General features: G+C 39.3%; 15 protein-coding genes and 4 tRNA genes. 8 read left to right on the forward strand and 11 right to left on the reverse strand.

Going from position 1 to position 14,965, the window contains the following annotated elements; translation table 11 throughout:
* Positions 1-141 precede the first annotated feature (141 nt).
* The 3 genes from BMZ78_RS05970 to BMZ78_RS05980 form a co-directional block, all read right to left on the reverse strand.
* The gene (locus BMZ78_RS05970; RefSeq protein WP_093228806.1) at positions 142-1,590 is read right to left on the reverse strand and encodes a sensor histidine kinase; all 1,449 of its coding nucleotides are present in this window, start codon (positions 1,588-1,590) and stop codon (positions 142-144) included.
* Positions 1,583-2,245: a response regulator transcription factor gene (locus BMZ78_RS05975; protein ID WP_093228808.1), complete on the reverse strand. Its 663-nt coding sequence runs from the start codon at positions 2,243-2,245 to the stop codon at positions 1,583-1,585. The genes BMZ78_RS05970 and BMZ78_RS05975 overlap by 8 nt, the downstream gene beginning before the upstream one ends.
* 567 nt (positions 2,246-2,812) lie before the next feature.
* Positions 2,813-3,556 (reverse strand): thermonuclease family protein, encoded by a 744-nt coding sequence (locus BMZ78_RS05980; protein WP_245739753.1) that lies wholly within the window; start codon positions 3,554-3,556, stop codon positions 2,813-2,815.
* A gap of 313 nt (positions 3,557-3,869) precedes the next feature.
* On the opposite strand from BMZ78_RS05980, the gene BMZ78_RS05985 reads away from it, so the two are divergent.
* The 3 genes from BMZ78_RS05985 to BMZ78_RS05995 all read left to right on the forward strand — a co-directional run bounded on the left by BMZ78_RS05985 (position 3,870) and on the right by BMZ78_RS05995 (position 6,534).
* Entirely contained in the window at positions 3,870-4,556 is a 687-nt protein-coding gene (locus tag BMZ78_RS05985; RefSeq protein ID WP_245739754.1) for a sugar transferase, read from the forward strand.
* 157 nt (positions 4,557-4,713) lie between these two features.
* Positions 4,714-5,346 (forward strand): YveK family protein, encoded by a 633-nt coding sequence (locus BMZ78_RS05990; RefSeq protein WP_175482324.1) that lies wholly within the window; start codon positions 4,714-4,716, stop codon positions 5,344-5,346.
* Between the two features lie 27 nt (positions 5,347-5,373).
* Positions 5,374-6,534, forward strand: a complete 1,161-nt coding sequence (locus BMZ78_RS05995) for an O-antigen ligase family protein (protein ID WP_139203275.1) — start codon at positions 5,374-5,376, stop codon at positions 6,532-6,534.
* A gap of 33 nt (positions 6,535-6,567) precedes the next feature.
* Here the strand turns inward: BMZ78_RS05995 and BMZ78_RS06000 are convergent, their stop codons facing one another.
* The gene (locus tag BMZ78_RS06000) at positions 6,568-8,034 is read right to left on the reverse strand and encodes an oligosaccharide flippase family protein (RefSeq protein WP_175482325.1); all 1,467 of its coding nucleotides are present in this window, start codon (positions 8,032-8,034) and stop codon (positions 6,568-6,570) included.
* Positions 8,035-8,229: 195 nt separating this feature from the next.
* On the opposite strand from BMZ78_RS06000, the gene BMZ78_RS06005 reads away from it, so the two are divergent.
* From BMZ78_RS06005 to BMZ78_RS06015, 3 genes are read left to right on the forward strand one after another with little or no spacing between them, the layout of a single operon-like run.
* Positions 8,230-9,252, forward strand: coding sequence for a polysaccharide deacetylase family protein (locus BMZ78_RS06005; RefSeq protein ID WP_245739755.1), 1,023 nt, complete (start codon positions 8,230-8,232; stop codon positions 9,250-9,252).
* Between the two features lie 4 nt (positions 9,253-9,256).
* Positions 9,257-10,054, forward strand: coding sequence for a hypothetical protein (locus tag BMZ78_RS06010; protein WP_093228815.1), 798 nt, complete (start codon positions 9,257-9,259; stop codon positions 10,052-10,054).
* A complete protein-coding gene (locus BMZ78_RS06015) occupies positions 9,958-11,232 on the forward strand; it encodes a glycosyltransferase family 4 protein (RefSeq protein ID WP_093228817.1) in 1,275 nt (424 codons plus the stop codon). The genes BMZ78_RS06010 and BMZ78_RS06015 overlap by 97 nt, the downstream gene beginning before the upstream one ends.
* Before the next feature lie 350 nt (positions 11,233-11,582).
* On the opposite strand, the gene BMZ78_RS06020 is transcribed toward BMZ78_RS06015, so the two are convergent.
* From BMZ78_RS06020 to BMZ78_RS06045, 6 genes are all read right to left on the reverse strand, one after another.
* Positions 11,583-11,657, reverse strand: a tRNA-Val gene (locus tag BMZ78_RS06020).
* A gap of 7 nt (positions 11,658-11,664) precedes the next feature.
* A tRNA-Ile gene (locus tag BMZ78_RS06025) sits at positions 11,665-11,740 on the reverse strand.
* A 5-nt stretch (positions 11,741-11,745) separates the two neighbouring features.
* Positions 11,746-11,822 (reverse strand) — tRNA-Asp (locus BMZ78_RS06030).
* 5 nt (positions 11,823-11,827) lie between these two features.
* A tRNA-Met gene (locus tag BMZ78_RS06035) sits at positions 11,828-11,903 on the reverse strand.
* Positions 11,904-11,979: 76 nt separating this feature from the next.
* Positions 11,980-12,159 carry a hypothetical protein gene (locus BMZ78_RS06040; protein ID WP_093228818.1) on the reverse strand — a complete coding sequence of 60 codons (180 nt, stop codon included), beginning with the start codon at positions 12,157-12,159 and terminating at the stop codon, positions 11,980-11,982.
* Positions 12,160-12,276: 117 nt separating this feature from the next.
* A complete protein-coding gene (locus BMZ78_RS06045) occupies positions 12,277-12,822 on the reverse strand; it encodes a phosphatidylglycerophosphatase A family protein (RefSeq protein ID WP_093228820.1) in 546 nt (181 codons plus the stop codon).
* A gap of 178 nt (positions 12,823-13,000) precedes the next feature.
* Here BMZ78_RS06045 and BMZ78_RS06050 point away from each other — a divergent pair, with 178 nt between their 5' ends.
* Both BMZ78_RS06050 and BMZ78_RS06055 read left to right on the forward strand, forming a co-directional pair.
* Complete coding sequence (locus tag BMZ78_RS06050; protein ID WP_093228821.1) at positions 13,001-13,510, forward strand: 2'-5' RNA ligase family protein; 510 nt, start codon at positions 13,001-13,003, stop codon at positions 13,508-13,510.
* Between the two features lie 19 nt (positions 13,511-13,529).
* Positions 13,530-13,964: a GNAT family N-acetyltransferase gene (locus BMZ78_RS06055; protein WP_093228823.1), complete on the forward strand. Its 435-nt coding sequence runs from the start codon at positions 13,530-13,532 to the stop codon at positions 13,962-13,964.
* Here BMZ78_RS06055 and BMZ78_RS06060 read toward each other — a convergent pair.
* Positions 13,956-14,795 carry a PHP domain-containing protein gene (locus BMZ78_RS06060; RefSeq protein WP_341849625.1) on the reverse strand — a complete coding sequence of 280 codons (840 nt, stop codon included), beginning with the start codon at positions 14,793-14,795 and terminating at the stop codon, positions 13,956-13,958. The genes BMZ78_RS06055 and BMZ78_RS06060 overlap by 9 nt on opposite strands.
* Positions 14,796-14,965 lie beyond the last annotated feature (170 nt).

Here is a 14,965-nt window from a genome sequence, read left to right on the forward strand (position 1 = left end):
TATATGTTCCATGTGAAGTTCGCGTGAAGCATAATTGTACATTGTGTGAGCAAAAACAAGACACTATTGCACCTGAATAAATCTCTCCTTTAACATCAGAAATCCTTTTTCGCCTTGTTCCAGGCACAAAAAGAGAAGCTGTCATCTGTCGGCTTCTCGCGGAAAATGCATCACAAACACGACGCCTTCTTTTGTATTCGTTAACGAATAATCAACACCATGCACCTCCAGGATCCGTTTGACGATAAACAGCCCCAATCCACTTCCACCTGTACTCCGATTGCGCGACTTTTCAACCCGGTAAAATGGTTTGAAAAGGTTCACCAGATCCTTTTCTTCGATATGTACTCCTGAATTTAACACTTCCAAAGTAATTGCCTGTCCTTCTGGATATAGCCTGGTGATTACCTGGGCTCCTTCCCTGGAATATTTCATGGCATTATTGATCACATTGGATATGGCTTTCCGAATGAGCTTTTCATCAACATATACATAAATCTCTTCTTCGATTTCATTTTTTAAATCCAAATGTTTTTCTTGACTAAAATACTCCAAATTTTTGATGATGGATTGTAGCATTTGTGATAAATTCACACGCTTTCGTTGAGGAGAAAAATCAACCATATCCAATTTGGAAATTTCAACCATTTCATTGACCAACTTTTCCATATCTTGCACGATTTCAAAAGAACGCTTTAAATATTTATCCCGATCTCTGTATACTCCGATTCGGTGAATCATTGCCTCCAATTGCCCTTTCACCGCTGTGATCGGAGACTTCAGTTCATGAGAAATGGTTGCTATAAATTCTCTTCTTTTCGCTTCCATCTCCCGTTCTTTTTGAATATCATCTTTTAATTGTTCATTAGCCTTCTTCAGTTCAGACATCGTCTTCTCCAGGTTGTATGAAAGTTCATTTAAACTACGAGAAAGTTCTCCGATTTCATCTTCAGAGTCTGTTTCACATTTACGCGAAAAATCCAATTTTGCCATCCGCTTGGCAATTTGGTTGATCCTTAACAGTGGATGAGCGATCACTTTGGCATACAATGAAGCCCCAATAATGGAAACAAGTAAAATCATGGCACCAATATATGGCATAAACATAAAAATCACGTTGGAAACTTCATCAATCGGTTGCAAGGTGGCTCGAATGGTAGCAATATATTCCTCGCCTTGAAACCGGATCGTTTTTTGAATCGTATAAATCCGTGGTTTACTTACCGTTTCCAGTGTATCACTCGAAAGCGCAGAGTCCAGATCCGGCTCAACGGATGTCACTCCTTTAATCACACGAAAAAAGGCAGGCGAGATATAAACGACGTTTCCGTCTAAATCCCAAATCGCCATGCTTATATTGTGCTTTTGGGAAAACCGGTCGAGTATCTCTTTGGCTTCAAAAAGAGACAACGGTTTAACGGCTGTGACCAACTCATTGGCTCCCTCATTCAAGTGATCAATTTTATATTTGTAATAGTAGGAAGGAAGCCAAAAATAGAATAGAAGATAAATGAAACAGGCTGACAGGGCCAATAATGCACTTGTGATCAGAAATATTTTAAAAGTGATACTCCGTTTAAGATCATGCATCAAGTTTATATCCAATCCCCTTTACAGTTCGAATGTATGGTACTTTTAATTTTTTGCGCAAATTCTTTATATGTGTGTCCACAACCCTTACATCACCGTAATAATCAAATCCCCAAACTTTGTCCAGTAATACTTCCCGGCTTAATACTTTCCCCTGATTTTCCAGAAATGTATATAAAATCTCAAATTCTTTGGTTGTCAGATCAATTTTTTCACCATCTACAGACACAGTGTATCCGTCACAATCCAACGTAATTTCCTTAAATTGCAGAATCCGTGAGGTTCTGGAAGGATAAGCTCTTCTTAAAACAGCTTCTACTCGTTTTATGAGTACGTGAAATGAGAAAGGCTTTGTAATATAATCATCAACCCCTAATTCAAATCCTTTAACCTGATCAGCTTCTTCTCCCAAAGCGGTCAACATGATAATAGGAGTAGACGATTGATTGCGTATGATCTTGCATACATGATGTCCATCGATATTAGGAAGCATCACATCCAATATAACAAGGTCATATCGGGTCTGCTTAAAAAGCCGAATCCCTTCGGCTCCATCACTGGCCACATCTACCTCATAATCCTGAGACATCAAAAACTCTTTAATGAGCTCTTGAATATCCAAATCATCCTCAATCACCAATATTCTGTATCGCATATCCTTCCCCCTTATACTTTGATGATAGAAAAGAAATATGTAGTTTGTGTGAAGGAATGATTCTTGTTTGTAGAGTAGAGAACTGAAATTTGACAGCTACCCCTTTGGGTCGCTTACTCATTTCAGCTCCCCCTCATCAAACCGGACATGAGGTCGCTCCCTCGCCGGTTTCCGATGTTCTTCTTTCCTTGGCATTCGATTAACTCGAGCTAGCCAGTTTCAACAGTTTTCACTGTGTCAGCAAAAGCCTTGTTAGCTTCTAGAAAATCAGCCCTCTCGCTGGAAAAACAAATAAAGGGGCTTATAAGTTTGTGCCCAAATGGAATTTCTGGTTACCCATAATTCCTTTTCTTCATCAGGCACATTCTACCGGATTTCCCCCTAAAGTAGATGTTTTCCAATTATCCATACTGCAAAACTGACAAGCAGAGACTCCGTATAGGTCCATTAAAGTTAAAATCGATATGTTCTTTCTAGCACTTGTTGTTCCTGCACCACGTTTTTGGTTCCGAAGCAGCTTGATGGTATGGTGTTAAACCCTCTTTTCTCTTCGGTTGAAGGAATTACTCAAGAATCTCCTGCGTTTACACATGAGGAGTAACCTGCCTTTTTCGCATCTTCTTCAGTGAAAAAAAACAAACGCTTTTCAACAGGAATTTGTTTATATTCCGTAGGTTCTACGTACTTCTTCACATCAAAATTCCCAATATATTGATCCTGCTCCTCACCAGATACACGAATACGAAATTCAAATGGCAAATCTGAAATGGGGTTAGTTGGATCCCACATCCCTTTTCCCGCCTTTTTCGCTTCCAAATATGCTGATTGGTAAGCTTTAAACTGAGAGATATTGGGCCAAATGAAATGAGTCACAGCATAGCCTCCTCTTAACATCTCCTTATTGACATCCAGTCCATCTTTCCACACATGGGCTAGTAATTGACCATCATTATCTTTTTCCACTTGGTCCGTCCGGATCGTAACCCGTGTTCCGGATGGTAATAGCTTTTCCAAAAAAATCCTGGCCTCTTTTCCCCATTTCTGAGCTATATTGTAATAATCTGTCTCAGGAGCATCAATTGAAAGCAAACGAACTTTCTTCGTCCCTAACACTGGCTGAGCCAGGCGTATCGTATCTCCATCGACTACGTGCTCCACATAGGCCGTATAAGAAAAGGAATTCGTAAAAGATAGTTCATCCAATGAGAAATTCACTGAATCTGGTTTTTTCGAAGTACAGCTGGTCAAAATCAATAACAGACTGGAAACAGACAAGAGCGATAACCACACTTTCCACCAACGACCTCTCACAAAAATCCCACCCTTGGTTCATTAATCAATACATTTTACACATAACCAACGATCTTGGTGATTGAAAAATATACAGAGCAATAAAAGAACGGAAATCATCCAATCTTTGAATTTACACAACTGTTTATACCGACTTTCAAAAATGAGGATGGGTTATTAGGCTCGTGACAAAAGCTCTTACTAACTGTGGTTCTTATGGGAAAACACCTATAATATTTTTAATTTATCATTAGACTTTTAGGCAATTACCGTAACGAGTCCAAGGCAAGTAAAATAAAATAATGTGAACCAAATTACATTGAGGGTGAGGATCGTGCATTACAATCAATTATGCAAAAAATATTCAAAAAATACAAATATACATTCACAAGAATATGTTTTAAATAATTTACAGATGATTAAAGAGCCCATGCGAAAACCATCCATTTATTATCCATATGGAAAAAGGTTATTTGATCTTTTTTTATCGATTTCAGGCATATTATTTACACTGCCAATCATGATTCTTGTTGTCATCGCAATCAAGTTAGATTCACCGGGTCCTGCATTTTATAGACAGGAAAGAGTGGGTTTGTGGGGAAAACCTTTTCAACTTCTTAAATTTCGTTCCATGTTGAAAGATGCTGATAAAATCGGTCCCCAATACACACAAAAGAACGATGCGAGAATTACACGAGTTGGGGCATTCATACGTACTAGGAGATTGGATGAACTCCCCCAACTGATTAATGTTTTAACTGGAGATATGAGTATGGTGGGGCCTCGGCCAATTCCGATTATAGATACAATTTCAAACAAAGAGATTGCGGGGTACTTTGATCGATTAATCGTAAAGCCTGGCCTAACAGGTTTGGCGCAAGTTAATGGAGGGTATGACTTATCATTTGAAGAGAAATTGCAATATGACCTTTTTTATATTCAACATATTAGTTTCTTATTGGATATAAAAATTTTATTGAAAACGATGAAGGTGATCCTTACTGGTGAAGGAGCAAGATAGTGATAATTCTCCATCCCTGAAGGTTCGGAAACCTTTTCTCGGGTTATTATCTTTTATCCCTTATTTCTGTAACATCATGACATGATATCACATAAAGTAATGATAACCATACCCCTTCAGATGGGTATCATGATTATTCCTTCAAGGAGTGCGTCAGTTGAATAAGAAAATAATTGATTTGCGGGATTTTTGCGGACATCTGGCAAAGTACTTTTGGGTGATCTTTCTCATTACAACATCAACTACCGTACTTAGCGGAATCGTTAGTTTTTATATCACCCCGATTTATCAAGCTGAAACCGAATTAATGGTTAATATGAATGAGATCTCTTCCGAAGATATAGAAACGAACCTGAAATTGATCGAAACTTATAACTCCATTATAAAAAGTGCCTATATTATGGAGGCCGTAGCACAAAAACTTCAATTGGAAAATGATATTTCTGAATTGGCAAAACAAGTACATGTTCAGCCTGCAAGCAAAGCTTCACAAGTATTTTCAATAGTAGTGGAAAATCCAGATCAGAAGACAGCCGCATTGATAGCCAATACAGTTGCTGCTATTTTCCAAAATGAAATTACGAATATCTTCGATGTCAAAAGTGCCCATATCCTCACACCAGCAAAGATCGAAGACCATCCTTCTCCCGTAAAACCAAACAAATTTTTATATATTGTAGCAGGATTTTTAATTGGATTAGTCATCTCCACTTTCACAGTGCTTTTGTTAATGGGAAGGAAGGCTGACAAGTCTAAAGCAAGCATCCATATCAATAAAGAAAGAAGGTAAAGATCCCTGTCACAGAAAAATCCTCCGATGGAAAGTGTATTTCCCAAGCTTGTTTGGCTAGCGATGGCCCTAAGTGGAGCTGTAATGGGAGAACCGGCGATTTTTGATGTTTTCATCGTGGCTTTGATCATGGCAAGCGGTTTGCTGTCGTATTTGAAATTCCCCCACTATTTCATTATCACTCTCATCTTCCTTTCTATCTATATGGCTGGATCATTTCTTTCCATGTATATGATGGTCGACCATGAAACAGGATTTTATTATCTATTGATTACCATTTACCTAATTTTCTTATGGCTTTTTTTCGTTGGCATATTGACAGAATTTCGTCACCATCGGTTACTGGAAAAGATATTATCTGGCTATACCGTTGCAGCGTTCCTTTCTTCGGTCATTGCAATCTTATCTTATTTCCATTTGATTCCTTACTATGAATTGTTTATAAAATATGACCGAGCTTCAGCACTTTTTCAAGACCCAAATGTGTTTGGTCCGTATTTAATACCCATTTCAATCTATGCCATTCTTAAAATCGAACTCTCTTTTAAAAAAACAAAAATCTTTTGGTTTGCTGTTTATTTATTTACAAGTACAGGTGTTTTACTGAGCTTTTCACGGGGAGCATGGTTAAATTATTTCGTATCTTTATGTGTCTTTATACTCTTAGGAGGGTTTCTAATCGAGAAATACAAATTATATGTGCGGCAACAATTGATCAAGCATTTAAAAATTCTCTTGGTTGTATTCTTCATCGCGTTTATATGTATGTTTCATATACAAAGTTTTAACGAGCTTTTTACAGAACGTTTAGGTTTTCAGTGGTATGATCAACAGCGATTTTCTACCCAAATCAGAGCAGTGCATCATGCAATTCAGATGCCACTCGGGATCGGTCCTGGGCAATCGGAAATCGTTTATGGTATGTCGCCTCATAATTTATACGTTAGAGTGTTAACAGAAAGTGGTTGGTTGGGATTTATTGGCTTTACGTTATTCATTATGATCACTCTGATTAGATGTATTCGCTTCTCTTTATTCAGCCAGCATCCCAGTCAATCTTATTATGCATTGTTTGCAGCAGTTCTCATGGGTATTTTGGCCAACAGTTTTTTTATAGACAGTTTGCATTGGCGTCACTTTTGGTTTTTTCTCGCTTTTCCCTGGGCGCCTTTAGAAGATCCACGATGAAAGCTGTGCAGATATCGCTTACTGCACAGCTTTTTATCTTTTTCGGGTCATACGGCCTAATATATTTTTGAAATATCGATGATATCCCCCTATTTTCAGAACATATCCGACAGAGATGTATATAAACAAACCCAATACAATTTGGGTGAATAAGATGAGAAATCCTGAGTAAGTTGCAAGAGGTTTTAATATGAACACCATCATTAACGTTGCCAGGACAATTTTCAATATTTCCTTAGAAGGAAAAGGCAAAGGAAAGATCTTTCTTCCTATAAACCATGACATTACGATTGCCATGAGATTAGCGACGATTGTAGCGTATACCGCGCCTAAGACACCCCATTTTGGGATCCATAAGAAGTTGAATCCCACGTTTGCACAGGCTGCTATTATATTCGGCCATATTTGAAACCATGTACGTTGGCCAAGTTGAAACGACAAATCCAGGTAATATTGCTTTGTACCTTCCAAAAAGGCTGTAAATGCGATCAGGGGCATAATTGTAAAGGCAACGTCAAGAAAATCCGGTCCTAAAAAAAGCCTGGAGATCCCTGGAGCCAACACGATAAATCCGGCTGTTGCGGGAAAGGAAACAAAAAAAAGCGCCGTCGTGTACTGTTGCAGTTTTTTATGAGTTTCAGCAATTTCTCCATTTTCCAATGCATGAACAACGAGCGGAAAAGCGGAAAGATTAATAATCGTCATAACCAGCAATAATGTTTGCTGAGTTAAATCATAGGCGACCGCATACAAACCTGATTCATCCGGTCCCCTGATCCATCCCAATATCAACCGGTCTGAGCTAACCATCACAAAATGCATGCTAAACGTGATAGTTAAAGGAAGTCCATAAGTTATCATTTGCTTACAAATGTTTGGATCAATAACCGGGATCCGGATTCCTTTCCAGTTTCTCTTCATTACAAAAATGAGGGGAAATAACATCCCTGTCATCATCCCGATGATAAACCCTTTGGCCCCCATATCAAAATTCAGCATCACTATGATACAGATAAACGTTAAAACAGATTTGCCTAATAACATCCATCCATACGTTCCAGGAGAGAGATCAGCCCTAAGTAGCTCTAGATTGAGATCAAACCAAGCCATGATCCATAAGAGCACGAGGCCAATTTGCCATAATTCTCCCCATTTTCCCAAGTCTATCAATACCCATAAAACGAGCTGGCTTAAAATCAATGTAAAGATGAACATAATAAAAAACAGTGTTGCTATTGTACTTAGAAAAATCCCCCTTTGATCTTCTGTATACCTTTGGGAATAGCGGAGTATTCCATATCGTATCCAATGAAATAAAACCGCATTTACAAATTCAACGACAGCCAGGACCATCACATATTTTCCAAACTCTTCCGGTGAAGTTAACCGGGTATACACCCCGATCGCACATAAGTTGATTAAACCTGAAAGCCCTCGTGCAATAAAATAGATCAAAGAATGCTTCACTAACGTCATATAGGTGTCAAAACCCTCTCCCATCGTTGTAAAACCTGCTGCAAATATCATATGTCGGCAAATGGTTCGAAGTTCCTTTCATTGATAAAAGCACAATTTCCTTCATTTAGATGAATATCATGCGCATAAATCAACCCATTCCATATACTAATGTAGCTAGCTGTTTTTCTGATGGTCGGCCGCAACCTTACATCCTTGCCATGGGGGGTTAACGAAAAAGTGCTTACTGTTCAGAACCGACCCGTATCAGCAAACCGGAAAGACACAGGAACCCTTCTCATAACCCTTGACTTTGAACTTTATTGGGGAGTCCGGGATCAACTGACCAAAAAAGCTTATGCCAAAAACATATTGGGAGTACAGTCGGTGGTCCCTGCATTATTGGAATTATTCAAACAATATAAAATTCATGCAACATGGGCAATTGTCGGGTTTCTGTTTTTCAAAAACAAACAGGAGTTAATCGCTGAATTGCCAGAAAAATTTCCGGGCTATACAAATCAAAATCTGTCTCCCTACCCCTATATTGATACATTGGACTCCATCGAATCCGAAGATCCCTTTCACTTTGCACCTTCATTAATCAAACGGATTTCAACCTATCCTGATCAGGAAATCGGAACACATACCTTTTCCCATTACTATTGTTTAGAAAAAGGGCAAACCATCGATGAATTTGAAGAAGATCTAAAGAAGGCCATCACGATTGCCAAACGGTTTGGATGGAAACCGAAAAGCATTGTTTTTCCAAGAAATCAAGTGAATCCGGAGTATTTGCCAGTTTTAAGGAAGCTCGGAATAACGTCCTATAGAGGAAATGAATCAAGTTGGTTGTATAAGCCAACGAATCAGGATGACAGGCGCTTTTTAAAAAGAGGGCTGCGATTGATCGATTCCTATCTGAACTTGTCAGGGCACAACACTTATGCGGTTCATGAGCTGAACAAAGAAGTCCCCCTTAATCTTCCTTCCAGCCGCTTTCTTCGACCATATGCCAAGCGATTTCGCATCTTTGAATCCATGCGATTAAGAAGAATATGTTCAGATTTAACATATGCTGCCAAAAAAGGTGAAATCTATCATTTATGGTGGCATCCACATAACTTTGGCGCTAATTTGGATGAAAACGTTTCATTTCTAAAAAAAATATTCGACCATTTCCTAAACCTGAAGATGGAATATGGTATGAAAAGCATGAATATGGGTGAACTTTCCCGAAAGATACGTTTTCAACAGGAGTGATCCGATGGAAATCGTGCAATGGAAAAAGGCTTTTTTGCAAATTACGGATGTCTATGGTTTGAGTGATGAAACAATCGAAATTCCAAAATCAGATATCGTAATCCATTCCCAATTGCCAAGACCCATATTGGAAGGAAAAAGATTTACATTGCATAAGCGATTTAAAACCATGCATATCCATCTGAAAAAGGATGAGGAATCTTTATTTTCCGATTTAAGCAGAAGTACCCGTTACAACATAAATCGAGCCAGGAGAGAGCAACTGAAATTTGAGATCAACAACACGCCAACCGAAAAAGAAATCGATGAATTCTCGGAATTTTATAACTCTTTTGCAAGAAAAAAGAATATTGAACGGTGTAATACCAATAAATTGCGATCACTGAATGAAAAAGGGTTACTGTCTCTCTCCTATGTTACGGATCAACACAATCGAATATTATGTTCCCACGCCTGTTCTCCCCATGGCGAGCGTGTCAGTATGCTCTATTCCTGTTCAATCCGTTTATCCGTAGATCCTTCACAAAAAAATATGGTCAGTAGAGCAAACCGATTTTTACATTGGATGGAGATTTTACATTTTAAGGAAAAAGGGTATTCCATCTATGATTTTTGCGGGTTATCACTGGAGAATGATGACCCCCAATTGCAGAGTATAGATCAATTTAAGAAGAGATTTGGAGGAACGGAAGTGATGGAATATAAATGTTACGAAGCAAAAAGTCTCCTTGGAAAAATGGTTCTCTATTATTTATACCAGAAATGGAAAGCACGCCCGGAACTGATGGAAGTGATTTTATGATGAAAATCTTACAGATCTGTAACATTGATGCGGCAGTTGATGCTTTGCTTAAACCGCTTCACCAAGTTTTGCGCCAGCAAGGCTATATCGTTCATTACGCTTGTACAAATACGGGCACGTTTTTTACGGAACTGCAAAGTCAAGGGATGCATATGATCCATGTGCCCATCGATCGGAAAATTAAGCCCCTGTCCAACTTAAGATCCATCATTCGACTAACTGCTTTAATGAAAAAGGAAAAATATGATGTTGTACATGTTCATACTCCGATCGCTTCAGTTCTTGGGCGAATCGCAGCAAAACTCGCAGGTGTAAAATATGTTATTTACACAGCTCACGGTTTTTATTTTCATGAGCATATGTCAAAACTCGGTTACCTCATCACTTATAATATAGAGAAATTTTTTGCCCGTTATCTTACAAGTATACTCCATTTAGTTAGTAGAGAAGACTATGAACTATGTATCCGTCATCGATTTAAAGAACCTCATTTTATTGTTCACATTAGCAACGGGGTTGATTTCCGTACCCGGTTTAATCCGAAATCTATCGATGAATCCGAAAAAGAACGATTGAAAAAGGAATTATCAATCAACCAAGGCGATATCGTTTTCACCTTTATCGGAAGACTAGTCGGGGAAAAGGGAATATACGAATTATTCGATGCATTTCAACGCTTGAAAAGGTCCCGTGATCATGTCAAGTTATTGATGGTCGGTGACTTATTCCCGAGCGAACGAGATCAAGACAGCTACAGGAAGATAAAGGAAGTCATTCACAATGACCATGATATCATCACAACTGGATTCAGAAGAGATATTCCACAATTGCTGGCAATAACGGATGTGTTTGTATTGCCTTCACATCGGGAAGGTTTACCATTGGTGATTATGGAAGCAATGGCGATGAAGAAACCGATCGTAGCTGCAAATATTCGCGGGTGTAGAGAAGAAGTTGTTCACAACGTAAATGGTTTTTTGGTTGAGAAAGAAAATAAACTAGAGCTTTATGAAAGATTACAACAGCTGGCAGATAATGAAGAAATGAGATTACGATTTGGTGAAAATAGCAGAAAAATAGTCAAGAACCTATTCGATCATAAAAAAACACTTCAAAGTCAACTTGAACTTTATCATCAAATAGAAAGCCAGATCAAGGGAATGCAGTCCATTTCCTAATAGGCTTTCTCCAGCTTCTTTAAACTCTTGGAGATATAACAAACGCCTATCCCACAAAGAATAGGATGATTTCTTTTTGTCCTCTAATTTTCTTCTCTGCTCGATCAGGCATCTTTTGTACTGTCCTTTTTGTGAAATTTAACATGGATGCCTATTTCCGAAAAAGATAATAAATAACCTTTGTGTATTTATAAGTTTCTCGTTCCAATGGGTGACAGTCTACCTATTGCATTACGCAATTTACTTAATTGCGTGGTCAAAATGTGGTCAATTGCCCTTTTTTATCCCCATTTCCACCTAGCCTACTTCCAAGCAAAACAAAAAACCCCTTGATATATCAAGGGGTTTCGTGGTGGGCAGTATTGGGATCGAACCAACGACCTCTACCGTGTCAAGGTAGCGCTCTCCCACTGAGCTAACTGCCCGTGTATATGGTGGGCCCAACAGGACTCGAACCTGTGACCGATCGGTTATGAGCCGACTGCTCTACCAACTGAGCTATAGGCCCGTAAATGGCGGAGCTGACGGGATTCGAACCCGCGATCTCCTGCGTGACAGGCAGGCATGTTAGGCCTCTACACCACAGCTCCAAGATTGGTTGCGGGGACAGGACTCGAACCTGCAACCTTCGGGTTATGAGCCCGACGAGCTACCAATTGCTCCACCCCGCGTCAGCTCATTCATTTTAGTTCAGCAACGACATTTATTAATATATACCATATCCAGATAAAATGCAAGAGGTTTTTTTCATTTTTTTCCCCACGTATATCTTACACCAAACCGACCATTTTTGGAGCGGAAAACTTCTACTTCCTCCGGACTGTCATAACCATAAATCCACCAATCTTCGAGCATACGTGTAGCCAAACATTTCGCCTGAAAGCGTGAATCATATAACTTCATCCAATAGATCCATCGATGTTGCATCGCTTTTCCTCCTTTCTTTTCGTTTATTATTTTGGCACGTTTGTAATCATTTCATGAACTTGCTTCAAAAAAAAGAAGCTGTAGTCCCTTAAAAAGACTACAACCTCTTCTCTATCTTTAACTGACTTGATGGTTTGGATCCTTTTCCATTGCTTCCTGCTGCTCTTCTTCATCACGGATCCGATGTGCCAAACGGCTGGAGGCTGCCGCTGCAATACTTGCTACCAAATCATCCATAAAGGTATGGACTGGACCTCCTTTTTTCGTATCAAGCTGTTTAATCAAGCCGATCTTATGTTTATCCAAATGACCAAAAGTAGTGACAGCGATACTTCCATAACCAAATACTGAACCCAGGGCCAACGTTTCGTCACATCCGAACAATCCCTCATCATTACGAATCAGAGATAGCAGAGGTTCTGATAGCATATTTTTTTCCGCTAACATATCCAGTTCAATCCCTACCAAAATGGCATGTTGTATTTCCCTTTTATTTAAAACGGCCAGGACACTTTCCACACAAGCTTCCATCTTCAAATCGGGCGTATAAGGCACTTGCATCTGATACACAATTTCTGCAATGGCTTCAATCGTTACCCCGCGCTCTTTCAACCGTGTCATCGCAGCCATTTTTACTTCATTGCTGTGAACCTTCCTCATCATGATTCCCCCTCATTTTGGGTTCAATATCTGATAATGTTATCATAACATACATAGCAAAAAGGGTATTGTAAAGCTTTTGAAAAGCGAAAGAAAGAGATATTCATTTCTCTTCAATATTGAATGTGAATTAAGATATAATAGAAAGAAGCAGCATCTTTTTTATTTGAGGAGGGATAATATGTATTTTGGTATCGCTGTATTTCCTCAACGTCATGTACAAGATTTAGCCAATTCCTATCGCAAACGGTATGATCCCCATTACTCCCTGATTGCTCCTCATATTACCCTGATCGAAAAATTCAGTCTTCCTGAAGAAGAAATGTTCGCTCTTATCCCCGAATTTGAAGAAATAGCCAAAAATACGGATGCTTTTACCATTCATATAAATAAAGTGTCCCACTTCTTCCCGAACAGTCCTACCATCTACCTGGCGATCGAAAATCATGAACCTCTGATTGACTTGCATAATAAGCTCCGCCAAATTCTTGACTGGCACCAACCTGCCTATGACTTTATACCACACTTAACGATTGGACAGAAAATGCTTGAAGATGAACTGCTCGATGTATATGGAAGCTTGCGTATGCATCGATTTAACTTGACTTCACTTGTGGATCGCTTCCATTTATTATATCAACTGGAGAATGGATCCTGGGTGAATTACCAATCCTTCCTGCTAAACAAATAATCGCTGAAAGGAGACCCTTATGAACGTAACTGTGACCATCGTACAAAATGCAGAAGAACTCCAACAAGCGCTTGAAATCAGAAAAACCGTTTTTGTTGAGGAACAACAAGTTCCTGAAGAAATCGAAGTGGATGAGTACGAGAACACATCTGTTCATTTTTTGGCTTGGGAAGGTCATAGACCAATAGGGACTTGCCGCTTGCGATGGATTAATTCACATACAGCCAAAGCGGAACGAGTAGCCGTCTTAAAAGATAAACGAAATACGGGAGCGGGCAAACAGTTAATGCAGGCACTTGAAGATTATGCCAAAAAACATGGAGCGCAGATGATTGTGCTAAATGCCCAAACACAAGCGCTCCCTTTTTATCAGAAATTAGGTTACAAGGAGATGGGTACTCCATTTTATGAAGAACACATCGAGCATATTCGAATGCAAAAACATTTAACGTAAAACCGCTTTTTTCAATGCCTCCAATTGCGATAAAGCCACTGTACATGTCCCTAATTCAGCATGATACATGGAGCCCTGCCGTTCGCCATGAAAATCGGAACCAGCCGTGGCAATTAAATGGTATTTTTTAACCCATTCCTGGTATCTTTTCTTATCTTCATCAGTATGATCCGGATGGTTTACTTCCAGGCCCACCAGACCATGACTGACAAGTTGAGGGATCAGGTCGTCTTGTTTGTATAATCCAGGATGGGCAAGTACGGCCACTCCCCCACTCTTTTTGATCAGATCTATCGCTTCAAACGGGCTGATTCGCTGAGGTGTTACATAAGCAAGTCCATCTTTCCCCAAATACTTGTCAAAGGCTTCATTGATCGAGCTGACAACACCCATCTCGACCAAAACTTCCGCAATATGAGGCCGCCCAACATTGAGTTTGGATGAGTGACTTCTTTTCTTTTTCAGTACGTCATCCATCTGAATGGGAATACCAAGCTCATTCAACTTTTCAATCATCATTTGATTTCGAAGCTTTCTCGTGTCACGTTGTGCTTGCAGCTTCTCTAACAAATGAGAATGATTGGTCTCGATATAATAACCCAATACATGAATTTCTTTCCCGTGCCATAAAGTGCTCAGTTCAACGCCTGGAACTACTTCGATTCCCCACTTTTCCCCTTCTTGCCGTGCTTCCTCTACTCCATCGACTGTATCATGATCCGTGATCGCTACTGCCTGTAATCCTTTTGCATGTGCATGCTTTACCAAGTCACGTGGAGAAAATAATCCATCAGATGCAGTGGTATGGGCATGTAAATCGGCCAAACTCATGATCCACAACTCCTTTTTATTTTAGTTTAACCTAAAAATCTTTCCTTGCAGTTACCTTTCTTTACACTATCACTTAATCTACGAATAGAGATTTTCAACAATAAAGAGCACCTGTTTGAAAGGTGCTCTTTGCGAGTGATGGTAATTATTTTTGCAACCAACGTTAAGCC

Source organism: Thermoflavimicrobium dichotomicum, assembly GCF_900114055.1.
Lineage (GTDB): Bacteria > Bacillota > Bacilli > Thermoactinomycetales > Thermoactinomycetaceae > Thermoflavimicrobium > Thermoflavimicrobium dichotomicum.